We start from the raw sequence: 25,121 nt of genomic DNA on the forward strand, positions 1-25,121 counted from the left end.
TGGCAACATTTTTCCGACCCGGCATACGCGCACGCTTGTCGTTCGTTCCGGCGGCACAAGCATAAGTTATGCGGAACGTATGCCGCCTGCGAAGGCGAAAAATGCATTTCTGGCCGCCTTCGCAGCCGCCGACGCCCAAACGTCTGATCTTGTTGATTGGGCGGAGCAGTTTACCTATCCTTTTATCCGGGCTTAAGTGCGGGCCGTGTGGTACTCAGCGGAAGGGGCGGACATGTCTACACCCAACAAACTTGGGCTGACCATCACCATCCCAAAGACAGTCTTCAGTTATCCCTGCAACTACAGTTTTGACCACTTCGTGCCGCTTACGGTGATGAAGGATAAATGTGGAATGGATGTGCAGATGCTTTGGGAATCTGCCGATGGCAATCTTATGCATCTCGCGGGGGTGTACAGCAACGAGCTCATATCCGCGCCGTTAAAAGCCACAGGTTGTTTCGCCAATCGAGGTTTTCATGTTTCCAGCAAGGTGGAGACATACTTGGGAAAAAGCAACGATGAGCACGGCTTTCCTGCCGAGATCGCCCTAACCGGCCCGGGTGAAATGGTTCTATACCAGGTCTTCGTCTATGGCACGAAACCGTGGACGGCTGCGCCGTGCTCAGGATTTCAGATTACCCATTCCGTGACAGACATCGGTGACGGTAAATTCAAAGTGACCACCACCAAGGAAGGCAAGGCGGTGCGCTTTCGTCACAGTATCGATGCTAGCGAAGGTGTCGTCGTGGAGGAACCCGTTGAATATTCGTCGGAGGCGGGGCAGGGGCGTGCAACCGTGGTTCAGATCGTCCAGCGTGGCGGGATCAAGCCGGCGATTCTGATCAAGGCCGACCTCTGCATACGATGACGGTGCCGCTGCAATTCAGGCACCCATTTCAGGCACACATTTCCGCAACAGCAACGGCCGCTCTGATCAGCCGATCGAGATATGGACTTTTCCGCCGGCGACATCATTATCGAGTACGACGACAGTGCCGACGAAGCGAAGCATGCGCTGATCTGGGTGGCTGACGCCGGGGGAAAAACCGTCATCCACAGCAAGGACGTGGGGAACCTGCAGGGCGTCGTGCAGCAGTCCGTCGGTGCGCTGGCAGTCACCGACGACGACTTCAAGTACCTCGTCTATCGTTACGAGAGTTCCGCCGTGGCGCAGGCGGCAGCGTGGTTCGCCGCAAGATGGGCCACGCGCAGTGACGATCCCATGGTGGTTGCGATGGTGAAATATGCAGAAACGAAAAATCAGGTCGTGAAAGCGACCGTTCCCTTCGGACGGCGTGGAGATCAATACCAGACCGATGAAGCCTGGACTGCCGACTCTTTGGTCCGCGCGGTGCGCGCCTGGCACCGCGGGATCACGGGCGTGAAGCTTTCGAGTCGCAAGGGAATCAGCTGCTCGCAGTTCGTCACATACTGTTTTCAGGCGGCCTGCCTGCACGCCGCGCTGCACAACATGTCCTTGCAATCACAGCAGGCGAAGAACTTTCTATTGGGTCCGCAAAATTTCCTGGCCTTGAAAAAGGGAAACCGCTACAGCCTCGTCTATGAAGCCCTGAAACCGGTGGTTGAGAATCTGAATGGCTTTATCCCGCCCGGCATGCTGGTCGATGCAAAGACGACGGACGCCGAGAATCTGCAGAATTGCCTCGAACAGGAGAACAGCAAGTTCGAATGCGTGGGGGTCGTGGCGACGGATAACCGGACCAGACCCACCAAAGCCTGGATCGAGGCGGAAGAGAAGTCTGATTGACGCAGCGAGCCGCCCCGCGGCGATGAAGATTCAGGGGGAATCGAGGAGAACGTCATGCCGGTTACCAGGACCGTGATGTCGATTCACGATGATCAGACGGGGGAGGGTACTGCGCTCGCATTTCCCACGATGTCGACCTGTTCTGCGATTATCTGCGTACTCGCCGACCGGCTCGTGGGCGTTCATAAAACCCAGGGCTGGCGCGGCAGCACAAACACTTTGTTCGCGCGCGCCGTCACGTTGATCGGCGGTGACAGGGTCTACGAGCTTTACATCGCCGGCTGGAACGTGGGCAGCAAGGAATATCACAACATCAGCCAGATTCAGAATGCAGTGGGATGCGCGGACGTGGCGACCTATGTGCTCGACTACCACAACGCCGATGTCATCGTCAAAAACAAACACAGCGGGGATCTGGTCAATCAGCAGGCCTTCCAGGCGCGAAAGGGGAAAGTCTTCACCCCTAGCCCAACCTCCGATCTCTGCACGTTTGCGTTTCATACCGGCAAGCGGAATCCCACCATCGGGATCAAGCGGTCGTCGAAGGTGACCATTACCGGCAGTGATCATGACGCCGTTAGCGAAAACCTCAAGCGCGAGGGTAGGGACGGGATGATGATCGCCGTGACAGAAGATATCCAGACGCCGAGCGATCATCTTCACATCCTGGACAAGTACCTGGATTTCGTTCACGTGGTTTGAATCACCGTGGCGATGCATGAGGGCGGACGGATCGGTGCGAGACCATTGCTGCGGCACACGACACTTTGGGAATAGCCATGAAAGACGTGACTGTGAGGATCAACGACACGCTTGGATTCATTCAAACCTCGGCAATCGGAACCTTCGCCGAGAACGCCTGCGCGCACGCTCTGGCCACTTCCTATATTCAGAATCATTATCCCCCGGCCAACGCACATCAACCCGGCTACGTGAATTTCTCAAACGGGATGTCGATGAAGAATGTGCACAACGCGGGTAACGAGACCCAGCGCGAAATGCGACGCGCCATTTATCTCCTGTGGCATGCCATTGGAAACAACCCGCTTGCAAATCGGGCCACGACGCTCGGTGCCGGATTGTTGGCAGCTGAGTATCGCCGTCTGTTGCAGAAGGCCAGGATAGTAGAGGATGCACATCATGCGCGCGACCACGGCAGCAGAAATCTGCTGACGACGGTTATCCCGGCTGCGCCGCTGCAGTTTCTCACGGACAACAAGATCATGGTTCGTGGTTCGACGGCCTATGCGCCGGATGCGCTAGACCGCAATCTCGTGAACTTTTACTTCACCTACGACGCGGCCCAGGATCGCTACATGTTCGTGCCCGTCGCGGGCTTTCCGGTTCCTGCAGGCGCGTATGGCTTTTCCGCAGCAAGCGTGCGCGCCGTGCACTGGACTGCCGTCCCCGGTAGAGGAATCGTGGTAAATCCGGGGCCACCGCCGGGTGCTGCCAGCTTTGGCGCCATCGACGGTACACGTCTCGATGGCTCCGACGTGATGGTCACGACGCAGTTTACCGGCTGCAGTTTTTGCATGAAGGACGTGGGAGGGGTGATCTATGGCGCTCATATTTCGCCCAGCATCCCGGGACATCCGAACCCGCATGTCGGCCCGACCATGGCCCAGCAGCTCTGCGGAATGAATGCTAACGTTGGCGCCGGCGATTTCGCGAATCATGCAGGTGCCGCTCCTTTCATGGTGTATGGCGCAGGGCACAGCAACATCCCCGGCTTTCCAAACGGCTACCCGGTGCCCGGCGCTGGCGCGAATCCACTCCAATACATGTGCATGATTGGCGTGCGAGTGGGCGGCATCTGGCAGATCTTCTCCCAGCAAGTGTTCGCGGGCGGCGCATTCGCCGCCTTCCAGGTTCTGTAGTGGAATGTGTGCGAACAAAAAGATTCGGAAAAATCCGGGCTACGGCATTGTTTCCAACGCTTTCTTAAGTCGCGCGACTGCCTCGTCGGACTCCTGCTGGATTCGCGTTCGAACGAACAGGACATTCAACACCGCAAACCATAGTGTCGGCGCGCGGTACACGAACTCGCGCACGAATCGTGTTCCTGACGCTACGGGCGTCAACGCGTAGCTCACTGTGCCTGCAGGCTTCCCGTCTATCGTGCCGACAATGGCCCATTTGTGCGGACGGTCCCGTACGGAAACGGTCCACAGGACGCTTCCCCGGCGACCCGCCACGCGGAATTCTTCAGCAACCTGTTCACCGACGTTTAACGAGTGGTCGACCGCCCCTCTTACCGATAGCGAAGACGGGTGCCAGCTGGGCCAGTGAGCAGGTGTCGTTACGTAGTCGAAAACCACCGCATCCGGTCGCTCGATCGAGGTCACGGTGGCAATCCTCGTCGTAAGATTGACCGACCCAGGCAACGGGACGGCAAGCAGTGCAGCGACCACGATGACTGCCAGGAGCGCGCTCATCCATTTCGATGGCCATTTCATCCGGGACTCGCGAAGTATGCTCCGTGCGCCGATAGGATCTGGCGTCAACGGCGCAACTTACAATCAAGGCACGATCGGGGCTTACTACTTGCTATCCAGACGAACTGGCTGCGCAATCCCACATTTTCAGCCGCTTCGTCGTCGCCGTGGTCGCCGGCTTTCAATGCTTCAGGCAAGTGTCGGCGTTCTTCCACGTGCAGACGTCGAGTCCGGTGTGAATGACCGGAGGCACGGACTTCCCTTGCGCGAGGTCGCGCATGACCATCGCGGCGCGGTAGCCCATTTCCTCGGGCCGCTGACCGACGAGCACATTCACCTTGCGGTCCTTGAGCGCCTGCAGTTCGGGCCCGAGCGTGTCAGCCGAGACGATCACGAATTTGCCGTTCTTGATCTTGTCCATGATTGGGGCGACGACCTGCGAAAAGGCCTGCGGAGCAAAGAGCGGCCAGCCGCCCGCCAGTAGAAAGGCGTCGAGACCCGTGGGGTTGGCGGTCAGCGTGTCCTGCATCATCTGATTCGCCTTCGCGGCGTCGTCGTTCACGTAGAGCGGACAGCCACTGATCTCATGCCACCCGTTCTCGCCAGCGAGCTTCGCGATGCCCTTCTTCCCGGAGAGCACATCGCGCGCGCCCTGGGCCCGCTGGTTGATGTTCTCCGCAGCCGGATTGCCCATCACGAGGCAGACATTGCCGCCTTTCGGCATCAGCATCTTCAGCTGCTCGCCGAGCTTGGCGCCCAGCTCGTAGTTGTCGGTGCCGACATAGCTTTTGCGCAGTGACGCATCCTTCGGCAGCAAGTCGGCATCCGCGGTGATGACCGGGACCGATCCGCCGCGGCGGCGCAGCACCTCCGCCACGGCCGGCGCGTTCGCGGGCGAGATCGCCATGCTCGCGACGCCCTTGGTCAGCAGGTCGTCGATGATCTGCACTTGCGCGCTCTCGTCGGCCGCGGTCGCGGGACCGGTGTAATAACAGTTGTAGCCTTGCTTGTTGAGTTCCTTGTTCGCCCGTTCGCATCCCTGATGCATCAGGTCGAAGTACGGGTTGTCGAGACCCTTCACGACCAGCGCAAGGGTCTTATCGGCCGCAAAGCCCGGGGACGCCAGCATCGCGAGTCCTCCAGCCGCAGCAAGACACATCAACAGTTTTTTCATGGCTTCCTCCTGTTGGGCGCCGGCTCTGCGGTACCCATGTCGGCTTACACAGTCTTCGTAACGCGTCCCGCCTCCCGCGGCACCGGTCCGGAAGCGGCCGGTGCGTCCACAGACATTTCAATCCCCTTGCCGCTCGCCACCGAGCCGGTTGAAGAGCACCGCGACGACAATGAAGCTGCCGACGACAGTGCCCTGCCAGAACGCGTCGACGCCGAGCAGGATCAGGCTGTTGCGGATGACCTCGATGAGCGCCGCGCCGACGATCGTGCCGAAAGCGCTGCCAACCCCGCCGATCAGATTGGTGCCACCGACCACGGTGGCCGCGATCACGCGCAGCTCGTCGCCGGTACCGAGGCCGGTCGTGACTGCGCCTAGCCAGCCGACTTCGAGAATCGCCGCGACGCCCGCCATGAGGCCACAGAGCACGTAGACGCTACAAACGATGCGGCGCACCGGTACGCCGGTGAGAGTCGCCGCATGACGGTTGCCGCCGATCGCGAAGACGTAGCGGCCCCAGCGCGTCCAGCCGAACGCGAACCAGAACAACAGCCCAAGCAGGATCAGGAACCACACCGGATTGGCGACGCCGAGCGTCGCGCCGCCGCCGAGCGTGAGGAGTTTGCTGCCGTCGGGGCCGAAATCGAAAATGGTCCGGCTGCGGGAAATCACGAGTGCGAGGCTGCGGCCGACGCTCAGCATCGCGAGCGTCACGACGAAAGGCTGCATGCCGAGATAGGCGATGAGCAGGCCGTTGACGAGGCCGACCAGCCCGGCGGTCAACAGTCCCATGCCGATGCCGGCCCAGATCGGGTAGCCCGCGTTCATGACGACCGAGAGCACGATACCGCTGATGCCGATGGTCGAGCCGACCGAAATGTCGATGCCGCCCGTGACGATCACCGCCATCATTCCTAGCGCCACGATGGCGACGAAGGCGAAGTTTCGCGTAACGTTGAACAGATTCTCGGAAGTCGCGAAGGTCGAGGTCGCAATCGACAGGGCGATACAGGCGACGATCGTTGCCAGCACGACCCAGAACACCTGGCTTGCGAGTAGTCCCGACCAGCGAGTATGCGTCCTCGCGGACTGTGGATCATCGAGCAATGGCGGCATTGTGGGGGGCCTTCGCGACGCGTCGTTCAAAGTGGGGCTCCGATGCAAGGCAGTTTCAGGCAGCGGCGATGGCGCCGGTGATGAGACCAGTCACCTCTTCCGGGGAGGACTCCTCGGTTTTCTTGTCCGCGACCTTGCGCCCGCGCCGCATGACAACCACCCGGTGGGCGACGGCGAATACGTCGGGCATGCGGTGGCTGATGAGGATGACGGCGATGCCGTGTTCGGACAGGCGTTTGATGAGATCGAGCACCTCGGCGACCTGGCGGACGCTGATCGCGGCGGTCGGCTCGTCCATGAGGACGAGCCTCGCTTCAGAGAGGCGTGTGCGGGCGATGGCCACCGCTTGCCGCTGCCCGCCCGACATTTGCCTGACGAGGTCGCGCGGGCGCGTCTCGGACTTCAGTTGCTTGAACAGATCACCCGCACGCCGATACATGGTCGCGTGATCGAGCACGCGGACAGGTCCGAACCCGATCCGCAGTTCGCGGCCAAGAAAGACGTTGGCGGCTGCGGTCAGATTGTCGCAAAGCGCGAGGTCCTGATAGACGACCTCGATGCCGCGCGCGCGGGCGTCGATCGGTTTGGTGAAATGCACGGGCTTTCCATCGATGAGCATTTCACCGTGCGAAGGCGGAAAGTTACCGGCGACCACCTTCACCAATGTCGATTTGCCGGCCCCGTTATCGCCCATGAGGCCGACCACCTCGCCCGGCTCCAGGCTGAGCGTCACGTCGATCAGGGCCTGAATGGCGCCGAAATGTCTGGAAACGCCTCTGAGCTCAAGAAGACTCATAGACTGTCGCGTTCGCTGAGGTGGAGGCGCCCACTGCATTGGCTGGGCGGCCAGTAGACATACGAGCTAGGTAGATGTTTTTTAGTGCACGATGGGGGTTTTAGCAAGGCACTTTAGCCACCTGCCGAACTCGCTCATTTGTCGTGCCCGCTTCACTTCATCGCTATGCAGATAGATCGTCGTTGTCGACGCTGAAGGGTGCCGCAGGTTGTCCAGCACGATGCTCAGTTCCGTGCCGCCTCCCGGCGCATGCGTCGCGTGAGTGTGGCGCATCCAGTGCGGACTTTCGCACCGCTCGGAATTCTTCGTGTAGAGCGGGAATATTCGAACTCCTGCGGTCGTTTAGCTTGCGGCGATGTCTCGCCAGTGACGAGGAGGGTAGCTATGTCTCAGATCTCGCGTGGTCTCAAAGCGGCGGCTGCGATCGCGCTCGCCGCCGGTTTCACAATCGGGTATGCCGCTGCTGATGACGCCTATGTCGTCACACCGCTCGTGTCCAACGTGGCAGGCGCAGCCCCGAAAGTCGACGGTGTCCTGCAGAACGCCTGGGGTATTGCCTTTAGTCCGGCAGGAAGTCCATTCTGGATCAACGACAATGCCACCGGCTGCTCCACGCTATATGACGGCGCGGGGACCAAGGTGACGACGCTGCAGGTCGCGATCCCGCTGCCAGGCAACGTCATACCGGGCGGCGCCTGTCATCCCGTCCTTCCCAAGTCGCCACCGAATCCCACGCCCGCGGCGCCAACCGGGATTGTGTGGAATCCCTCGTCTGCGTTTCTCGTGCCAGGCACCAAGATCCCGGCCGTGTTCATCTTCGCAACTGAAGATGGCACGATTTCCGCTTGGGCCGGTGGGTTGAATCCGCCGAATAACGCCGTGATCGCGGTCGATAACTCTTCCAATCCCTCCGCGGACAGCGGGGCTGTCTACAAGGGGCTCGTCTTCGGAGTCAATGCGCAAGGCGGATTCCTGTTTGCGACGAACTTCCGTTCGGGTCGGATCGATGTATTTGGGCCGAACGGTTCAGACGGCCAGTTCACGGCTGCGACGACCGACGGCGGCTTCGTCGACCCGAACATCCCTGCCGGCTATGCCCCGTTCGGTATCGCGAATATCGATGGGGATCTTTTCGTCACCTACGCAAAGCAGAACAAAGAGAAGCACGACGACGATGCAGGACGCGGTCGTGGATTCGTCGACGTATTCGATACCGACGGCCACCTGCTGCGTCGCTTTGCAAGCCGAGGGACGCTCGACTCGCCATGGGGGATCGCCCGTGCATCGTTTGCGTTCGGCCGCTTCAGCGGCAAGATTCTCATTGGCAACTTCGGCGATGGTCGAATCAATGTCTTCGGCAATGACGGCGCTTTCGTCGATCAGTTGGAGAATGAGTTCGGCAATCCACTGGCAATCGACGGTCTGTGGACTCTGACACTCGGTGGCGGCCGCAATTCGAGCCCGGACACGCTGTACTTCTCGGCCGGTCCTAACAAGGAGACCAATGGACTTTTCGGGATCATCGCTCCGGTAAGAGGCTCCAGGGAGCGAGTCGCTGACCATTGACGATATTCAAGTTCGAGACGAAGGACCTCATCTCAGCCGGTCGCGGGACTCACCAGACGCGACCGGCTGTTATTGATCCGTGGTGCCCGAAGGCAATCCACTGGATCGAATGGTCTACACTTTATTCATTGCATCGATGCAGCCGCTGCGGATAGGCCATCCAGGACCATAACAGCGGCACCGACACGCAAAACGCGCCACCTGTCACGCAATATATGCCATCGGGTGACGACGCCACCATGCCAACGGCTGTGAATAGCGGTGGCGAGTATTGAGAGAACGGGGTATGGCAGGTTTGCCTCATGAAGGCCAAGTTTCTCTTTGCCGTGCTGCTGCTCGGCGCGATAGATTGCGCCGCGGATCCAGGTTATTACAACACGTGCGCGGCGTATCCGGCTTATCCGTGTGAGTTCTATGCCGGCTGTCCGTCTCGCGGCCAGCCATGCGTATTCCTTGGCGGCGGTGTCCGCCGCTTCCACGACTTTGACCATGGCGACGGCTTTCACCATGGGTTCCACGGTCGCAGCACTCAGTTCGAGCAGGGCGGGGGCCACAGCGGCGGTCACGGCGCACGCAACTAGGCACCGGCACATTTCTATCGATGAAAACCGCCCATCAAAAATGGGAGCACTGCCCAGTTGTCGCTATAACTTGTCTTCGTAGCATTGCCGCCGGTCGCGACGTTGGGAATTCAGCCACAAATAACGAGGTGGTCCGGTCATTCATGAGGGCGGATCAGAGGCAGCAGCTCGGCCATTACGGTCATTGGCCGAGTGCCAAAGGCCGCTATGCGTTGGCGATTCAACCGGTCGATGCATGGGCATTGATAACGTCCATGCATCAATGATTCCAGAAATCGCACTTCTACTCTTGGTCTTCTTGCGCAACTATGCGTCATCAGAAGCCCGAGAAAACGGTTCAAAAGCACAGCGCGAAGTGATCCAGTGCGCACTCAAGGCCGATGCGTGGATGCAATCGGGCGGACGCGCAGGTCGCGGCGCGTATCGGCGCGCGCGAGGCGCACCCGCAAGCGCGCGTGGCATAAGGAGAGCGTGCTCAAGATTCTGGGCGGCGAATCGTCGGAGGTGACGCCGGTGAGCCATGCGTTTTCGGGCATGAACGTCGTGTTCGGCACGGCGCCTGGCAAAGGCGGACAGGTGCGTCAATGTCGACGCAGTGATAAGCCTCTGACGGTCGCCGCCGTGCTCGCGTTGCGCGGCTCGGTGGCGACGGCAGGGGCCGAGATTGATAACGGTATAACATCAATCGTTCCGAAAATTGCACTTATCGTTTTGCCGCCTCCGGGCGAATATTGCCAGAACCACAATCGGCCGGACCACCGCGTCTTTTCAAGATTTCAGGAGACACCTTGATGCACCCCTCGACTAACCTTTCGACCGGACGTTCGAAGGCCGCCGCAGTTTTCCGTGTAACGGCCGGAAATTTCCTGGAGCAGTTCGACTTCTTCCTGTTCGGCTTCTACGCCACGCAGATCGCCAAGGTTTTCTTTCCCGCCCACAGCGAGTTCGCCTCGTTGATGATGACGTTCGCCGTGTTCGGGGCCGGCTTCCTGATGCGGCCGCTGGGCGCGATCGTGCTCGGCGCCTACATCGACGACGTCGGCCGCCGCAAGGGCCTCATCGTCACGCTTTCCATCATGGCGAGCGGCACGATCCTGATCGCGTTCGTACCGGGCTACGCGACGATCGGACTCCTGGCGCCCGCGCTCGTGCTGCTCGGACGGCTGCTGCAGGGCTTCTCGGCGGGCGCGGAGCTGGGCGGTGTGTCGGTGTATCTTGCCGAGATGGCCACGCCCGGCCGCAAAGGGTTTTTCACGAGCTGGCAGTCCGCGAGCCAACAGGTGGCGATCGTCGTCGCCGCGGGCCTCGGCTTCGCGCTCAATCAGTGGCTGAGCGCATCGGCCATCGCAGCCTGGGGTTGGCGCGTGCCGTTCCTGGTGGGCTGCATGATCGTGCCGTTCATCTTCATGCTGCGTCGCAATCTGGAGGAAACGCAGGAGTTCAAGGCGCGCCAGCATCGTCCGACCATGAAGGAAGTATTCGGCACGCTGGTCCAGAACTGGGCCGTCGTCGTCGCAGGCATGATGCTGGTGGCGATGACCACCACGAGCTTTTACCTCATCACGGTCTACGCGCCGACCTTCGGCAAGACGGTCCTGCACCTGAGCACCGCCGACAGCCTGCTCGTGACGCTGTGTGTGGGCGTATCGAACTTCGTGTGGCTGCCGGTCGGCGGTGCGCTCTCCGACAAGCTCGGCCGCCGGCCGCTCCTCGTCGCCATGACGGTGCTCGCGATCGCGACCGCCTACCCGGCACTGTCGCTGCTCGCTCACGCGCCTAGCTTCGTCAACATGCTGCTCGTCCTCCTTTGGCTCTCGTTCATGTACGGCATCTATAACGGCGCGATGGTCGTCGCGCTCACGGAAGTGATGCCGGTGCAGGTGCGCGTTGCCGGCTTCTCGCTCGCCTACAGTCTCGCGACGGCCGTGTTCGGAGGCTTCACGCCCGCGATCTCGACGGCGCTTATTCATATGACTGGCGACAAGGCCGCGCCCGGATACTGGATGAGCCTCGCCGCAGCGTGCGCGCTTCTGGCGACGTTCGCGCTCTATCGCCGCCGCGCAGTGTCGCTGACGCCGGCGCACTGATGCGCTTCCCCCGCATCCATCGCAACCGCACACGACCTTAACCATGAGAAATCTGCTTCTGAAACTTTGCGCGGCGGCGCTCGTCGCAAGCTCGGCCGCTGCGGCGAACGTGCAGGCCGCCGACCTGCACGTCATGAGTTCCGGCGGCTTTACCGCCGCGTACAAGGTGCTCGGCCCGAGGTTCGCGTCCGAGACGGGCAACACGCTCGACACCGCGCTCGGACCCTCGATGGGCAAATCGCCCGAAGCGATCCCCAACAGGCTCGAGCGCGGCGAGCCCGCGGACGCCGTCATCATGGTCGGCTACGCACTCGACGAGCTGATCAAGCAAGGCAAGGTCATCCCCGGATCGCGGGTAGAGCTGGCCGATTCGCGCATCGGCATGGTCGTGCGCGAAGGGGCGGCGAAGCCCGACATCGGCTCCCCCGAGGGTCTCAGGCAGACCCTGTTGCAGGCGAAGTCGATCGCCTACTCGGACAGTGCGAGCGGCGTCTATATCGAGCGAGAGCTGTTCAAGAAGCTGGGCATCGAGGACCAGGTCCGGTCGAAGGCGAAGATGATCCCGCGGATTCCGGTGGCGTCGGTGGTGGCAAGCGGGGACTACGAAATCGGCTTCCAGCAGGTGAGCGAATTGCTGCCCGTCCAGGGCGCCACGTTCGTCGGCAAGATTCCCGAGTCTCTGCAGTCCGTCACGCGTTTCGCCGCCGGCATTCCCGTCGGTGCGCTGCATCCGAAGGAAGCGAAGGCGCTTCTCGACTATCTTGCTTCACCCGGTGTACAGGCAGAAGTGAAATCGACCGGGCTCGATTCCGTCCTGGCGCATTGAGGCGGAACCACGGGAAGGCTTGTCTGAAACGTCACGATGCGGTCTTCCTTCCTGTCTTGACTGTCGCCGTTACGTTATTGCTCACGGCATCACCGCTTGCGGCTCCGGCGCGCTTCATCTCGATGATCGTCCGATGAAACTCCTGTGCGGCCGGTGTGAGCGGCCGTCCGCGCCGTCTTACGATTCCCACGCGTCGTTTCACCACCGGTTCGACGAGCGGCACACTCGTGAGGATCGGGTGGTCATGTCCGGGCATGGCCATCGACGGCACGGCGGCGACGCCGAGCCCCGCTTCGATTAACCCGAGCATGGTCGTTACGTGTCGCGACTCGGTGCCGCGACGGCAGCTTCAGCACGGCGGGGAGACCGCGCGGATGGCCGTTCGCCATCGTGTGGATTTCGGTGTTGTCTGCCCCGTATCAGCTCGCCGCGCCTCGCAAATCTCTAATATGCTGATAGACGGTGGCACGTCCCATCCCCAACACATTCGCGACGTAGTTGGCAGCGCTCTTCCCCTTGAACGCCCCTTCGGCCCACAGCGCTTCGACGATCTCGCGACGATGGTCGCGAGTCAGCGAATTCAGCGCCAACTGACGTTCCTGGAGCCACGTGTGAAGGAACGTGTTGATGCGTTCCTGCCAGTCGTCCTTGAACAGCTCTTCGGGCTGCTTCACCACGCCGGCGCCGGAGATCACACGATCGATCACATGTTTGATGTCTTCGAAGACGGCGATGTTGTAGTTCACGCACATCACGCCGACAGCGCTGCCGGCATCGTCGAACAACACCGTGCTGACGCACCGCATCCTCCTCCCATCCCAATTGATTTTTTCATACGGCCCGACGGTACCGGACTCCGCGGAATGGTCGATCTCTTCCAACGCGGAGTCGTCGCCGAGTTCGCGTTTCGACAGATTATTGGCGATGTAGGCGATCGTTTGACTTTGCAGGTCATGAATGACGATTTCGACGTACGGGAAAAACAACAGCGCAATGCCATCGGCGACGCGGCTGTAGCGGTCCAGAAGTAGCCGACGTGCGGCCGTTGTCTTGGGCTTTCGCATAGGGAGAGATGCTTGCAGCTTTCTGAAGGTCCACTTGGGTGGGCGTCGGTATGGAAGGTCCGAAAACGTTCGGCATTTTGCCACGAGCGATGCGGTACTTCTGCTCGATGGCACGACGACCCGCATGTCGGCGAAGACCCTTTGCCATTGCTCCGGCGGCATGGCGCGATCTGGCGCGTCGGCAAGATCGTGGGGGTTACTTACGTGCCCGCGCGAGCAGTCAGATATTTGAACAGTTCATAGGCAATCGCGACGTCTTCAAGACCCAGCCCGATCGAGCGGAAAAACACGTGCTTTCGATAGGACGGTTTGATCGCTTCGCCGCACATGAGTTCGGCGAGATCGCCCAGCACGGCTTCGGGACGCCAGCCATGGTATTCGGAAGCGAGCTTCATCTCGCCCGCGCTGGCTGGGGTGGTGCGGCGGTAGTCGCAATAGACGTCCATGTCGGCGAGCCATGCGGGCGGAATCTCATGAGCGTTCGCCACGTTGGTGCTGATAGACGTGATGAGCGCTGGCTTGTCGAGCATGTTTTCGTGCAGCACCGGGGTGCCGGACGAGGTACACAGCGCAACGACGTCGGCGTCGGCGACACAGTCTTCGATCCTTGTACAGATGGAGACTCTTTCATCGAGCGCTGCGAGCTGCACACGTTTTTCGGTGTCGTTCGCAAGCCCGGGCGAAAACACCCGGATCGACTGCCACGGCCGCGTCGACGCGAGATGGCGCAAATGAGCCTGTCCGACCGCCCCCGCGCCGACAATCGCGAGCCGGCGCGCATGATCGGCGGCGAGTTGCTGCACCGCGAGTGCGGTCGCTCCGGCGGTGCGCTCGATCGTCAGCAGACCCGAATCACACAACATCAGCGGTTGCCCCGTTTCCATCGACATCAATGCCGTCCACGCGGTAATGATCGGCTTCGCCTGCGTGACGATGTATGGCGACAGCTTCGCGCCGAACACCTTCGCGTCCGCCATCACGCCCAGATATGTGATGAAGTCGCCAGCGTTCTGCGGGAAAAGAGTCAGCGTCTGCGGAGGCTGCACTGCCATGTGGCTTCCGAGCGCGCGAAACATCTGCGCCAGCACGCTGCGCACGTCGAGGTGAGGAAGCGCCTCGCGAACGGTTTGCTGGTCGACGATCAGGGGCATTGCGTTTTCTGACTGGATCATTGAACTGCGCTCCACAACGGTGCCGGTGCTCCGGCGGTCAGATGATTCTAAGTCAAACTGTCCAGTCTGGACATTTATTTTGAAAATTGCTTGCTTTTATATCTGTCCAGAATAGACTGTCAATCCAGAGCACGTGTAAGGCCGGCGCGTCATCTGCCTCATGCGATGTCTCGGAGCGGGCCGGTCAACCGTCGCGCATGCCCTCAATTGTCGTCGCCCAAATATCCAGGGGACCTCTTATGTTTCGGAAGCTTCAACTTTCACTTATCGTCGCTGCTGCATTGGCGGGCTCGCTAGGGACCGTCGGCGCGCAGGCTCAGGACACTTTGCGCTTCGGCATCGAGGCAGCCTACCCGCCGTTCGAAAGCAAGTCGCCGAGCGGGCAACTGCAGGGCTTCGACGTCGACGTCGGCAATGCGGTCTGCACGAAGCTGGGCGTGAAGTGCGTGTGGGTCGAAAATGCGTTCGATGGACTGATTCCCGCGTTGGAAGCCCGTAAATTCGACGTGATCAATTCCGCGATGAACATCACGGACAAGCGCAAGCAATCGATTGAATTCACGAAGCCGATCTATATCGTGCCGATCGTGATGGTGGCCCGACGTGGCTCCGGCCTGTTGCCCGACGTGAAAAGTCTGCAAGGCAAACGGGTCGGCGTGTTGCAGGGGTCGTCGCAGGAGGATTTCCTCAAAGCTCATTGGGCGAATGCCGGCGTCACGGTCGTGTCGTACCAGGACCAGGATCAGGTCTACGCGGACCTGCTTGGCGGGCGCCTCGACGCTGCCGTTCAGGAAGCGCAAACTGCGCAGGACGGTTTCCTCGGCAAGCCCGAGGGCCACGAGTATGCGATCGTCGGCAAGCCGCTCAGCGATCCGGCAACGCTCGGCGAAGGCACCGGCTGGGGCTTGCGCAAGGCCGACAAGGCGCTGGTCGCGAAAGTCAATGCCGCGCTCGACGCGCTGAAGAAAGACGGCACGTTGAGCAGTCTTTCGCAGAAGTATTTCAACAACGACATCATCGCGAAGTAACGAGTCCACGAGCCGGCGCCAGAGGTTTCTCGCCGGCTCGCTGCGCAAAATGCGGCAGCCCGGCGTCCAGTCCTGATAGAAAAAGCGAAGCGAGTTTATGGATTTCGATGTGATAGTGCTGGGCGCTGGGATTGTCGGCGTATCGTCCGCGCTGCAGTTGCAGGATCGCGGCCGCCGGGTGGCACTGGTTGATCGGCGCGCTCCGGGCGAAGAGACCAGCTTCGGCAACGCGGGGCTGATTGAAAGCTCGTCGGTCGTTCCCTACGGTTTTCCGCGCGATTTCGGCACCTTGCTGCGCTATGCGAAGAATCGTTCGACCGACCTGTACTGGGACTATCGGGCGTTGCCGCACTTTGCGAGCTGGCTCGCGCGCTTCTGGTGGGAATCGTCGCCCGAGCGATTGATGGCCGCCGCGCGCGACATGTTGCCGTTGATCCAGCAAAGCGTAGCTGAACACGATCGGCTCATCGAGCGCGCGCAACTCGGCCATCTCATTCGCGACAGCGGCTGGATCGACGCCTATCGCACCCCAGCGGAATTTTCGCGGCAGGCGGCGGCCGCCGCATTGACTGTCAGGACCTATGGCTTGCGGGTCGCGGTGCTGGATTCGGCGGCGCTGGCCGCGCGCGAGCCGGGCCTCGCGGACGGCTTTTGTGGCGCGTTGCATTGGCAGGACCCGAAAAGCATCGTCAATCCCGGGGCACTGACTAAAGGTTATGCGAGTCTTTTCGAAGCGGGCGGCGGAACGGTGCTCACCGGCGACGCCGCCACGCTAACGGCGCAAGCGGGCGCGTGGAGCGTTCAAACATCGTCGGGCCGGATCAGCGCTAAAGAAGTCGTGGTGGCGCTCGGTTCATGGTCTGACCGCGTTTTCGCGCCGCTTGGTTACCGCATTCCTTTGCGCGCGAAGCGCGGTTATCACATGCACTACCGTCCTACCCGCCAGATGCTGTCGATGCCATTCGTCGACGCGGAGCAGGGCTACGTGGTGGCGCCGATGGAAGGGCGGTTGCGGCTGACCACGGGGGTCGAGATCGCGCGGCGTGACGCGAGGCCGACGGGCATCCAGCTCGAACGCGCGGAGCGCATTGCCAGGCCGAGCTTCGGTCTCGGTGAGCGACTCGACGCGAGTCCGTGGCTCGGCCTGCGTCCTTGCACACCCGATATGCGCCCCGTCATTGGGCGCGCGCCGCGTCATCGCGGGTTGTGGTTTGCATTCGGTCATAACCACCATGGCTTGACCCTGGGGCCCGTCACCGGTCGACTGCTGGCGGAGATGATGACCGGGGCACCGACCTGTGCGGATGCGCGTCCGTTTCGGGCTGAACGGTTCCGTGGTTAGCGGCGGGAATGCGCCCGGCCTGAAGATCTGGTTGGGTGGATCGGCCACTATGAAACACGTTCCATTCAGGATGGAGATCGAGAGTGTCTTTGCATGGCGTTGTGTTCAGTTCAAAGCTGCCCGATTCACTAGCAAAGTGCAGATCATAAAATTCAAGTACCTTTAGTCGAGTAGAACGTCGCGTCAAGTATCGAAACATCTCTGAGCGACTACTCTTGAGAGAACCGAAGGCTGCTCAGGGTCGGCCTATACCTGTTGCATCAAGCACGATACGAGATGACGGTCTCGCTCGATCGTTGGACGCAGTGCGGCCCAATAGCGGCCAAATGATGCACCCATAGCACTACCCTCTTGCGAGCAGACAAGCATTGCTCGCGCCCGGCCACGCGCGTTCAACCGCGTTGCAGATCTCAGGTTCCCACCCGGTTGGAGCGGCCCGCGACACCATAGGCAAAGGCTGCTCCCGCGAATGCAACACCCACGCCACAGACCCCGCGCCACCCCGCGAGAGCCCATCCGGCGCCCGAGAGCGCCGCCCCGAGCGCGCCGCCGACCATGAACGCACCGACGAACAGTCCGTTCAGCCGCCCGCGTGCGGCGGGATTCATGAGATTGACGGCGCGGCGGCCAAGCGTCTGATCGATGACGACGCCTGTGTCGATCGCCGCACCACCGATGACGAGCGCCGCGATCGCGAGCCGGGGGTGGGCCTGCGGAGCGAAGCCCAATCCGCCCGATCCCGCCACGGCGATGAGCACAAGGGCCGCGATGATCAACAGGTGCGCGAACAGCAGCGCACTGCGACCGTGCCCGCGGTCGCCCGCCTGGCCGGCGAGCGGCGTGACGACTGCGCCGCTCGCACCCGCGAGCGCGAAAAGCGCGATCCCGTGCAGGCCGAATTCGAACGGTGGCTGCGCGAGCAGTAGTCCGACCGACGCCCAGAACGCGCTAAACGCCGCCATCGCCAAAGCGGCGGAGATCGCGCGCCGCTGCAGGATGCGTTCACGCGCGAGAAGGGTCCAGAGCGATCGCAGCAAGGCAGCGTAGCGCGTGATTACCGGCGGCGCGCGGTAGGGCAGGCGCCGCATGAGCACACCCGCGAGCAACGCATTGATTAGCGCGCTCGTGCCGTAGAACGCGCGCCAACCGGCCCAAGCCGCGATGACACTGGCGAGCGGCCGCGACAGCAGGATCCCGATCATCAAGCCGCTCATCACGTTGCCCACGGCGCGGCCGCGCTGGGCCTCGGGCGCCATCGACGCGGCCATCGGCACGAGCATCTGGATCACGGTCGATGTCGCGCCCGCGAGGAATAGCGCGGCAAGGCACACCCACGCCGAACGCGCGAACATCGGCACAGCGAGGAGCAATGCGCAGCAGAGCAGCGTCCGCACGATCAGGCGGCGGTTCTCGATCAGATCGACCAACGGAACGAGAAGCACGAGCCCAGTGGCGTAGCCGAGCTGCGGCAGCATCGACACGAGGCCGCCGAGCGCATGGGGAAGATTCAGCGTGGCGGCAATCGGGCCGGTGAGCGGCTGCGCGGCGAACAGGTTGATGATGATGAGACCGACTGCAGTGCCGAAAAAAACCGTCATCGGCGTGGTGAGCTGGCCGGCCTGGCGCTCGTCGGCGCGTTCAGCGTGCGGCTGGCCGACGCTGCAGGATGAAAGATCTGCGGGGCGGTCCATGACGACGCTCCGGTTGAAGGACTTGTGGTCTATGCTAGAAGCTGCTTCGTTATGCGACAATTGAAACATCTTGATAATGATTATGCGAGATTGTTTTGAATACGCGTGATCTCCAGGCGTTCGTGGCCGTCGTTGAATGTGGGTCGATCGTCGGTGCAGCCGAACGGCTCCATCTAACCCAGCCCGGCCTGACGCGCCGCATCCAGAGCCTCGAAAGCACGCTGGCTCTTGCGCTGCTCGACCGTCAGGCAAAGCCGCTCAAGCCGACCGCTGCCGGGCGGGAGGTCTACCTGCTTGCGCGTAACGTGCTCGGCGCCGTCGACGAACTGCTGGCCGTCGCTTCCCCCGACAGCGAGCCGGAAGGCGAACTGCGCATCGGCGTGCCGCCGTTCCTCTCCGACCTCGCGCTCGAACAGCCGCTCGACCGCTTGCGCGGCACCTACGCCAAGCTGACGCTGCGTGTGACGGCGGGCTGGTCGCCGCGTCTGCTGCAATCGGTCGAACTGGCGCAGGTCGATGCCGCTGTCGTGTTGATGCCCGGTGATATCGCGCTGCCCGAGGCGTTGGTTGGTACGCGGCTCGCTTTCATGCCGACTGCCGTCGTCGCGGCGCGTTCGCTTGGGCTGCCGAAAGCGCCCGTCACGCTGCAATACCTCGCGCAGCATCCGTGGGTGCTCAACCAGGACGGCTGCGGCATGCGCTCGGCGCTGTCGCGCGCGCTCGCGCGGGCGGGGTTGCCGTTCAACGTCGCCGTCGAGGCTTTCGGCTCCGACTTACAGCTATCGCTTGTCGCGCGGCAACTCGGAATCGGGATCGTCTCGCCGGAAGTGCTTGCGCGCAGCCCGTTTCGCGACGTGTTGCAGGTGATCGATGTCACGGATTTCGAATCAGGCGTCGAGGTCTGGCTCGTCCACCACCCGCTACCGGGACGGCTCGTGCGGCCGATCGCACTCTTGCGCGATTCGCTGGCCGAGGTGCTGCGTGCTCATGGGATGGCTGCGGCGCATTCCTTTGAGCGCGTCGATGGCGCGGCTGTCAGCAGGCGATCCGGGAAGAATGGACGCGGTCGCTTGAGCCATGCTTGATAGGGGACTTCGACATGATTGGTTTTTTTCGTGAGTGACCGGGCACCATGAACCGCTTCCTCGTTATTTTGGGCGTGCTGTGCCTGCTTGCCGGCCTCGGACGGCATTGGTTCGCGCGCATCCCGTTCGGCCGGCTGCCTGGCGACATACATATCGTTCGCGGCGGTATCGATTTCCATTTTCCGATCGTCACGTGCATCGTGATTTCGGTCGTGGTGTCAGTGCTCTTGTGGTTGTTGCGACGGTAAGTGCGCGTTGGCGCCGGTGAAACGGATGCCCCACGCCGTCTAGCTTCCTGTCGCGCGGTGTGCTGCTCACTTGGCGGCGGGCGGCGGCGCGGGCACTCGCTGAAAGTCGGCATGATTCGGCGGTTGTGCGGCCACATCGACCTGTCCGTGAATGCGCGCCTGATGACCATCCGCGAACATGTAGTACGGGAACGGGTGGGGCGGCTCCGAAGCCGCGTCGAGCCTGGCAATCAACTCGGGCGCCAGCACGAAGTCGAGTGCGCCGAGCGATTGTTCGAGCTGCGCCGCCTTCGTCGCGCCGACGACGATGCTCGCAACCCCCCGTTTCTGATACAGCCAGTTCAGGGCGACCTGAGCCATCGGCCGATTCGCAGCGTGCGCGACTGCCTCCAGCTCGGCGACGATCGAAAAGTTGCGCGCGGATAGCTTGTCGAATCCGGGCGGCGGCGCGGTACCTAGCGTCTGCAGGCGACCGCTGCCCGTTACAGCGGTCTGATTCTGGGCGTCTTGCGACGGACGGTATTTGCCCGACAGCACGCCCATGCCAAGCGGGCTCCACGCCACGAGCCCCATGCCGAGGTGTGTGGCGAGGTCGGCGAACTCGTGTTCCGCGTTGCGTTCTATCATCGAGTATTCCAACTGCATTGCAGCGACCGGTTCGAAACCGCGCCAGTCCGCGAGCGTCTGCGCCCGACCGGCATACCACGCTGGCACGTCCGAGAGGCCGACGTAACGGATCTTGCCAGCGCTGACGGCGTCGTCCATGGCGCGCATCACTTCGTCGGCGGGCGTCATGCGGTCCCACGTGTGCAGGTAATAGAGATCGATGTAGTCTGTGCCGAGCCGCCTGAGCGAGCCTTCGAGTGCCCGAAGCAGGTTCTTCCGATGGTTGCCGCCCGCATTCGGGTTGCCGGGCTGCGCGTTGTACGAGTACTTCGTCGCGATCACGAGCCGCTCGCGCATCGCGCGCGCCGCTGTGAAGCGGCCGACCCATTGCTCGCTCGTGCCTTCCGTGTAGAGATCAGCCGTATCGATGAAGTTGCCGCCTGCGTCGACGTATAGATCGAAGAGCCGCTGCGCCGTTGCTTCGTCGGTGCCCCAGCCCCATTCAGTGCCGAACGTCATCGTGCCGAGCGACATCGGGCTCACGCGCAGGCCGGAACGACCGAGCAGGGTATAGCGATCGAGCGACATGACTGTCTCCTCTGGGGCCAGGTAAGCGACCCATTATTGTGCGCGCCTTTCTTGTGCCGCTGTTGACCGCGGCACGGTAGCAGCCACTGTCCAACTTTCATTTGCCCGCAGCAAACGGGCTCACATCCGCACAGATGAGCAATCCAGCCAGCTTCGTGGGCTGGGACTTCAGCCGGAACGGCCCGTGGGTGATGCCGCGCGGGGCCACGCAACCGGTTCTGCGCTGGCAAGTCACCGCGCAATGAATGGTGTGCCCCGGGGCACCTTTGGCTCTCTTTGCATAGGTTTGCTGGGCCGCGCTTTCTGTTTCCTCGCGCGACGCCACGTGGCGACTTCGTGCTGTGTTCGTTTTGCACGGCTACGTTGACTGGTGCACAGACATCCTGTCGAGACGAACTATATTCGTTGATCGAGCCGTCTTCGCTGGCGGGTGGCAATCCGGGTGTGTCAGAGGAGGTTGACGTGGACCAATCGTGGTTGGGTATGGCTGTGGGCCTGATCGTGCTGGTGATGGCCGCGTGTGGCGTGATTTCGCACTACCGCCGCGAACGGCGCCGCGCCGATCTGCTGCGCAACCTTGATCACCACGACTGGTGTCGCTGGACCCGGTCGCGACACTGAGCGTCGTCGCGACCGCGCTCAGAGGGCGGTGCACATGCCCCGGTGCGGACAGCGTCTCCCAGCAAAGCCATCAGCGACCGTGCGTTACGCTGGCCTGGGTCTTCCCAGCGTTTGCGAAGGATGACGATTGCCGAGAAGCTCGACCAGCCGTGTCTCGCATTCGGAAAACGAGTACCCGCGCCGCTGCGAGACCATGAACGTGAGGGGGCGCATGTGCCATGCGCGCCGTTGGAGTTCGACAAGTGTTCCCTTCACGAGGTCTTCCTCGACCAGATGGCGCGGCATGTGCCCCCAGCACAAGCTTCCCCTGAGCAGATCGTGCTTCGCGCCGAGGTCATTCACCCGCCACTGGCGTTCGCTGGCGACCCCCTGTTGGGTCTTGTCCGCATCGGGCTGATTGTCGGTTACGACGAGCTGGATGTGCCGGCCAAATTCCTCCCGCGGGATCGGCCCCGCGATTGAGGCCAGTGGATGGGATGGCGCACAGACGGTCACCATTTGCGCATCACATAGATGCTGCCTTTCTATGGTGCCGGGGCTCAGCTCCGGCACGTCCGTGATCGTCACCGCCAACGCGCACATGCCTTCGCGAACCAAACGCTCGCCGTCCTGCATGGTCGTCATGCGCAGATTGATTGCAACCGTTGGAAAGTCCGCCTGCAAGGTGCGCAGGCATTCGATCAAATGCGCACGCGGAAAGTAGGTATCCACGGCGACCGAGACCTGTGGGACCCCAGCTTCAGCAATGGCAACCGCGCGCATCTTCATTTCCTCTGTGCGCGAGATCACACCGCGAGCATCAGGCAGGAGGCTGCGACCAGCAGCCGTCAGCGTCGCTTTGCGCGTGTTGCGCTCGAACAGCACCACATCGAAGGCGCTTTCGAGCGCGTTGATCGCGTGACTGATCGCCGACTGCGCACGCCTCAGCTCGCGTGCGGCCCCGGAAAAGCTTCCCTGATCACACACGGCGACGAAGGCCCGAAGTTGATTGATCGTGACGTTGTCGAGCATGGCTATCTAAAAACTAGATGAAAAGTATGCATGTTTAGTCAATTGGCTTCATGAATCAAGAGCCGGAGAATCCTGTTTGTCGCTTTCGTTTCCAAGGATGCATGACATGAACAGACTGAATGGCAAGACCGCCGTGATCACCGGCGGCGCTACCGGTATCGGCCGCGCTGCGGCTCAGCGCTTCATCGAGGAGGGCGCGTTCGTTTTCGTCTTCGGCCGCCGGCAGGAAGCGCTCGAGGCCGCTGTGGCCGCCCTCGGGCCCAATGCACGCGCGGTGAAGGGCTCGGTCTCCGATCTGGCCGACCTCGACCGGCTCTACGCGGCGGTGAAGGCCGAGCGCGGAACCCTGGACATCGTCTTCGCCAATGCCGGGACGGGAAGCCCGCTTCCGCTCGGACAGATCACCGGCCAGCACATTGACGAGACCTTCGACACCAATGTGAAGGGGACGATCTTTACGGTCCAGAAGGCGCTGCCGCTGATGGGCTCAGGCGGTTCGATCATCCTGACCGGATCGAGCGCCGGCACCACAGGAGCCCCAGGGTTCACGGCCTACAGCGCGAGCAAGGCAGCGGTTCGCAACCTCGCCCGGACTTGGGCGGAGGACCTGAAGGGCAGCGGCATCCGGGTCAACGTGCTGTCGCCCGGGGCGACGGCGACCGAACTAGCGAAGGAGGCGCTAGGCGAAGAGGGGCAGAAGGCCTACGGTTCGATGACGCCGCTCCAGCGTATGGCCGATCCGGTGGAGATCGGGGCGGTCGCCGCCTTTCTTGCGTCGTCGGACAGCAGCTTCATGACCGCCAGCGAGGTCGCCGTCGACGGTGGCTTGGCACAACTCTGAGGAGAAAAATCAGATGACACGATCTCTAAAGGGCAAAACAGCTCTGGTCACCGGGGCATCACGAGGCATTGGCCGCGCCATCGCCGAACGGCTTGCTCAGGATGGTGCGACAGTCGCGCTAACCTACAACGCCAGCAAATCCAGCGCGGACGAGGCGATCGCGGCCATCGAGAAAGCGCAAGGCAGCGCGTTCGCGATCCATGCGGATCTCGTCGATCCGGCGACCGTGCCGGCCTTGTTCGAGAGACTCGACGACGAGTTCACCAAGCGGAACGGAAGCAAGGCCCTCGACATTCTGGTCAACAACGCTGGCAATTCCGGCTGGGTTGGCTTCAAGGACGCGACGCCGGAGAGTTGGGACACCCTGATGGCGGTCTACGCCCGCGCGCCCTTCTTCATCATTCAGGCCGCTCTCGACCGTCTCGCCGATGGTGGACGCATCATCAACATTTCATCCGCGGCCGCCACCAAGCCCGTGACGGCTGCGCCCGTCTACTCGATGGCGAAAGCGGCCATCAACACCCTGACTCATACGCTGGCAATCGAGCTCGGGCCGCGTGGCATCACAGCGAACGCCGTAGCGCCTGGTTTCACGCGAACGGATGCGAACGCCGATTTTCGGGAGAATCCCGCACTCGTCAAGGCGGTCGAGGCCCAAATCGCGCTGGGCCGCTTTGGCGAGCCTTCAGAAATCGCGGCCGTGGTGGCGTTCCTGGCCTCCGATGACGGCCATTGGGTGACCGGCCAAACGATTGAAGCGAGCGGCGGTTACAAGCTCTGAGCGCGCCGGGAAACCAAGGAGAAACATATGAGCTACGCAATCATTGGCTTCGGCAAGATCGGCCACGCACTTGCCAGGGCGTTCGCGCGCAACGGCATCGAAGTATCCGTTGCGACTTCGCGCGACCCGGCAAGCTTTGCGTCCGATGCAGCAGCGGTCGGACCTACGATCATTCCCAAAACCCTGGCGGAAGCCGTCAAGGCGGACGTCATCTTTTTGGCTGTCCGTTTCGAGTCGTACGCGGAGGTCGCGAAGGTGCTACCCAACTGGAAGGGAAAGACCATCGTCGACGTGATGAACACGTTCGCCCCGCCTGCGGAACTGGACGGCCTGCCGTCCTCAGCTTTCGTCGCGAATGCGTTCACCGGAGCCAGGCTGGTGAAAGGCTTCAATCATCTGGCCGCGGCCGTCCTCGGCCAGGACCCGGCCGTACAGGGTGGCAGGAGAGTCGTGTTCCTCGCGAGCGATGATGACGGCGCCGCAGCGGAGATCGGTGCGCTTGCGGAAAAACTCGGTTTCGCGCCAATCAAACTTGGCGGGCTGTCGGAGGGTGGACTGCTTGTGCACGCGCGGGGAATTAACTGGGGACGACTGATCTTCAAGGACTTGATCACGTTCGACTGAGGACCCACGGTTTCCTTATCGCAAAACAGCCGATTAAAGCTACCAAAGCGTGTCTTGTGCCAAATGCGAA

The 25,121-nt window shown here is 61.9% G+C and carries 26 protein-coding genes and 2 pseudogenes; 17 read left to right on the top strand and 11 right to left on the bottom strand.

Going from position 1 to position 25,121, the window contains the following annotated elements:
- Positions 1 to 232: 232 nt before the first annotated feature.
- The 4 genes from VSR82_RS32080 (at position 233) to VSR82_RS32095 (ending at position 3,648) form a co-directional block, all read left to right on the top strand.
- The gene (locus VSR82_RS32080; protein WP_429462804.1) at positions 233 to 868 is read left to right on the top strand and encodes a hypothetical protein; all 636 of its coding nucleotides are present in this window, start codon (positions 233 to 235) and stop codon (positions 866 to 868) included.
- A gap of 81 nt (positions 869 to 949) precedes the next feature.
- Positions 950 to 1,768, top strand: a complete 819-nt coding sequence (locus tag VSR82_RS32085) for a hypothetical protein (protein WP_429462803.1) — start codon at positions 950 to 952, stop codon at positions 1,766 to 1,768.
- A 54-nt stretch (positions 1,769 to 1,822) separates the two neighbouring features.
- Positions 1,823 to 2,470, top strand: coding sequence for a hypothetical protein (locus tag VSR82_RS32090; RefSeq protein WP_368585713.1), 648 nt, complete (start codon positions 1,823 to 1,825; stop codon positions 2,468 to 2,470).
- A 77-nt stretch (positions 2,471 to 2,547) separates the two neighbouring features.
- Entirely contained in the window at positions 2,548 to 3,648 is a 1,101-nt protein-coding gene (locus VSR82_RS32095) for a hypothetical protein (protein ID WP_498858380.1), read from the top strand.
- Positions 3,649 to 3,687: 39 nt separating this feature from the next.
- Here the strand turns inward: VSR82_RS32095 and VSR82_RS32100 are convergent, their stop codons facing one another.
- The 5 genes and pseudogenes from VSR82_RS32100 to VSR82_RS32120 form a co-directional block, all read right to left on the bottom strand.
- On the bottom strand, positions 3,688 to 4,227 hold the full coding sequence (locus VSR82_RS32100) for an SRPBCC family protein (RefSeq protein ID WP_429462801.1): 540 nt from the start codon (positions 4,225 to 4,227) through the stop codon (positions 3,688 to 3,690).
- Positions 4,228 to 4,387: 160 nt separating this feature from the next.
- Positions 4,388 to 5,380 (bottom strand): sugar-binding protein, encoded by a 993-nt coding sequence (locus tag VSR82_RS32105; RefSeq protein ID WP_429462800.1) that lies wholly within the window; start codon positions 5,378 to 5,380, stop codon positions 4,388 to 4,390.
- Between the two features lie 117 nt (positions 5,381 to 5,497).
- Positions 5,498 to 6,493, bottom strand: a complete 996-nt coding sequence (locus VSR82_RS32110) for an ABC transporter permease (RefSeq protein WP_368585709.1) — start codon at positions 6,491 to 6,493, stop codon at positions 5,498 to 5,500.
- A gap of 55 nt (positions 6,494 to 6,548) precedes the next feature.
- Positions 6,549 to 7,289, bottom strand: coding sequence for an ATP-binding cassette domain-containing protein (locus VSR82_RS32115; protein WP_410852543.1), 741 nt, complete (start codon positions 7,287 to 7,289; stop codon positions 6,549 to 6,551).
- 81 nt (positions 7,290 to 7,370) lie between these two features.
- Positions 7,371 to 7,583: pseudogene (locus tag VSR82_RS32120) on the bottom strand (hypothetical protein); the annotation flags it as partial.
- Between the two features lie 90 nt (positions 7,584 to 7,673).
- Here VSR82_RS32120 and VSR82_RS32125 point away from each other — a divergent pair.
- The 5 genes from VSR82_RS32125 (at position 7,674) to VSR82_RS32145 (ending at position 12,349) form a co-directional block, all read left to right on the top strand.
- Positions 7,674 to 8,855 (top strand): TIGR03118 family protein, encoded by a 1,182-nt coding sequence (locus VSR82_RS32125; protein ID WP_429462799.1) that lies wholly within the window; start codon positions 7,674 to 7,676, stop codon positions 8,853 to 8,855.
- Positions 8,856 to 9,157: 302 nt separating this feature from the next.
- Complete coding sequence (locus VSR82_RS32130; RefSeq protein ID WP_368585706.1) at positions 9,158 to 9,436, top strand: hypothetical protein; 279 nt, start codon at positions 9,158 to 9,160, stop codon at positions 9,434 to 9,436.
- Positions 9,437 to 9,907: 471 nt separating this feature from the next.
- Entirely contained in the window at positions 9,908 to 10,228 is a 321-nt protein-coding gene (locus tag VSR82_RS32135; RefSeq protein ID WP_498858386.1) for a hypothetical protein, read from the top strand.
- Positions 10,228 to 11,523 (top strand): MFS transporter, encoded by a 1,296-nt coding sequence (locus tag VSR82_RS32140; protein WP_498858381.1) that lies wholly within the window; start codon positions 10,228 to 10,230, stop codon positions 11,521 to 11,523. The genes VSR82_RS32135 and VSR82_RS32140 overlap by 1 nt, the downstream gene beginning before the upstream one ends.
- A gap of 43 nt (positions 11,524 to 11,566) precedes the next feature.
- The gene (locus VSR82_RS32145) at positions 11,567 to 12,349 is read left to right on the top strand and encodes a substrate-binding domain-containing protein (protein WP_410852546.1); all 783 of its coding nucleotides are present in this window, start codon (positions 11,567 to 11,569) and stop codon (positions 12,347 to 12,349) included.
- Positions 12,350 to 12,380: 31 nt separating this feature from the next.
- On the opposite strand, the pseudogene VSR82_RS32150 reads toward VSR82_RS32145, so the two are convergent.
- The 3 genes and pseudogenes from VSR82_RS32150 to VSR82_RS32160 form a co-directional block, all read right to left on the bottom strand.
- A pseudogene (locus tag VSR82_RS32150) lies at positions 12,381 to 12,680 on the bottom strand (LysR substrate-binding domain-containing protein); the annotation flags it as partial.
- An 88-nt stretch (positions 12,681 to 12,768) separates the two neighbouring features.
- On the bottom strand, positions 12,769 to 13,539 hold the full coding sequence (locus VSR82_RS32155; RefSeq protein ID WP_410842503.1) for a helix-turn-helix transcriptional regulator: 771 nt from the start codon (positions 13,537 to 13,539) through the stop codon (positions 12,769 to 12,771).
- 74 nt (positions 13,540 to 13,613) lie between these two features.
- Positions 13,614 to 14,585, bottom strand: a complete 972-nt coding sequence (locus VSR82_RS32160; protein ID WP_429462797.1) for an ornithine cyclodeaminase family protein — start codon at positions 14,583 to 14,585, stop codon at positions 13,614 to 13,616.
- A gap of 239 nt (positions 14,586 to 14,824) precedes the next feature.
- Between VSR82_RS32160 and VSR82_RS32165 the strand changes: the two genes are divergently transcribed.
- Positions 14,825 to 15,613: an ABC transporter substrate-binding protein gene (locus VSR82_RS32165; RefSeq protein ID WP_410852548.1), complete on the top strand. Its 789-nt coding sequence runs from the start codon at positions 14,825 to 14,827 to the stop codon at positions 15,611 to 15,613.
- Positions 15,614 to 15,710: 97 nt separating this feature from the next.
- Complete coding sequence (locus VSR82_RS32170; RefSeq protein ID WP_498858382.1) at positions 15,711 to 16,955, top strand: NAD(P)/FAD-dependent oxidoreductase; 1,245 nt, start codon at positions 15,711 to 15,713, stop codon at positions 16,953 to 16,955.
- Between the two features lie 410 nt (positions 16,956 to 17,365).
- Here the strand turns inward: VSR82_RS32170 and VSR82_RS32175 are convergent, their stop codons facing one another.
- Complete coding sequence (locus VSR82_RS32175; RefSeq protein WP_498858385.1) at positions 17,366 to 18,646, bottom strand: MFS transporter; 1,281 nt, start codon at positions 18,644 to 18,646, stop codon at positions 17,366 to 17,368.
- A gap of 95 nt (positions 18,647 to 18,741) precedes the next feature.
- Between VSR82_RS32175 and VSR82_RS32180 the strand changes: the two genes are divergently transcribed.
- The gene (locus VSR82_RS32180) at positions 18,742 to 19,731 is read left to right on the top strand and encodes a LysR family transcriptional regulator (protein WP_429462794.1); all 990 of its coding nucleotides are present in this window, start codon (positions 18,742 to 18,744) and stop codon (positions 19,729 to 19,731) included.
- 47 nt (positions 19,732 to 19,778) lie between these two features.
- On the top strand, positions 19,779 to 19,979 hold the full coding sequence (locus VSR82_RS32185) for a DUF2905 domain-containing protein (protein ID WP_429462793.1): 201 nt from the start codon (positions 19,779 to 19,781) through the stop codon (positions 19,977 to 19,979).
- Positions 19,980 to 20,045: 66 nt separating this feature from the next.
- Here the strand turns inward: VSR82_RS32185 and VSR82_RS32190 are convergent, their stop codons facing one another.
- Positions 20,046 to 21,173, bottom strand: coding sequence for an aldo/keto reductase (locus VSR82_RS32190; RefSeq protein WP_498858383.1), 1,128 nt, complete (start codon positions 21,171 to 21,173; stop codon positions 20,046 to 20,048).
- Between the two features lie 462 nt (positions 21,174 to 21,635).
- Between VSR82_RS32190 and VSR82_RS32195 the strand changes: the two genes are divergently transcribed.
- The gene (locus VSR82_RS32195; protein WP_410852552.1) at positions 21,636 to 21,794 is read left to right on the top strand and encodes a hypothetical protein; all 159 of its coding nucleotides are present in this window, start codon (positions 21,636 to 21,638) and stop codon (positions 21,792 to 21,794) included.
- Positions 21,795 to 21,878: 84 nt separating this feature from the next.
- Here VSR82_RS32195 and VSR82_RS32200 read toward each other — a convergent pair whose 3' ends face one another.
- Complete coding sequence (locus VSR82_RS32200) at positions 21,879 to 22,805, bottom strand: LysR family transcriptional regulator (protein WP_429462791.1); 927 nt, start codon at positions 22,803 to 22,805, stop codon at positions 21,879 to 21,881.
- Between the two features lie 106 nt (positions 22,806 to 22,911).
- On the opposite strand from VSR82_RS32200, the gene VSR82_RS32205 reads away from it, so the two are divergent.
- From VSR82_RS32205 to VSR82_RS32215, 3 genes are read left to right on the top strand one after another with little or no spacing between them, the layout of a single operon-like run.
- Positions 22,912 to 23,646, top strand: coding sequence for an SDR family NAD(P)-dependent oxidoreductase (locus VSR82_RS32205; protein ID WP_429462790.1), 735 nt, complete (start codon positions 22,912 to 22,914; stop codon positions 23,644 to 23,646).
- 13 nt (positions 23,647 to 23,659) lie between these two features.
- A complete protein-coding gene (locus VSR82_RS32210; protein WP_429462789.1) occupies positions 23,660 to 24,427 on the top strand; it encodes an SDR family NAD(P)-dependent oxidoreductase in 768 nt (255 codons plus the stop codon).
- Positions 24,428 to 24,454: 27 nt separating this feature from the next.
- A complete protein-coding gene (locus tag VSR82_RS32215) occupies positions 24,455 to 25,051 on the top strand; it encodes an NADPH-dependent F420 reductase (protein WP_429462788.1) in 597 nt (198 codons plus the stop codon).
- Positions 25,052 to 25,121: the final 70 nt, after the last annotated feature.

The organism is Burkholderia sp. JPY481 (assembly GCF_038900515.1).
GTDB classification, from domain to species: domain Bacteria; phylum Pseudomonadota; class Gammaproteobacteria; order Burkholderiales; family Burkholderiaceae; genus Paraburkholderia; species Paraburkholderia youngii.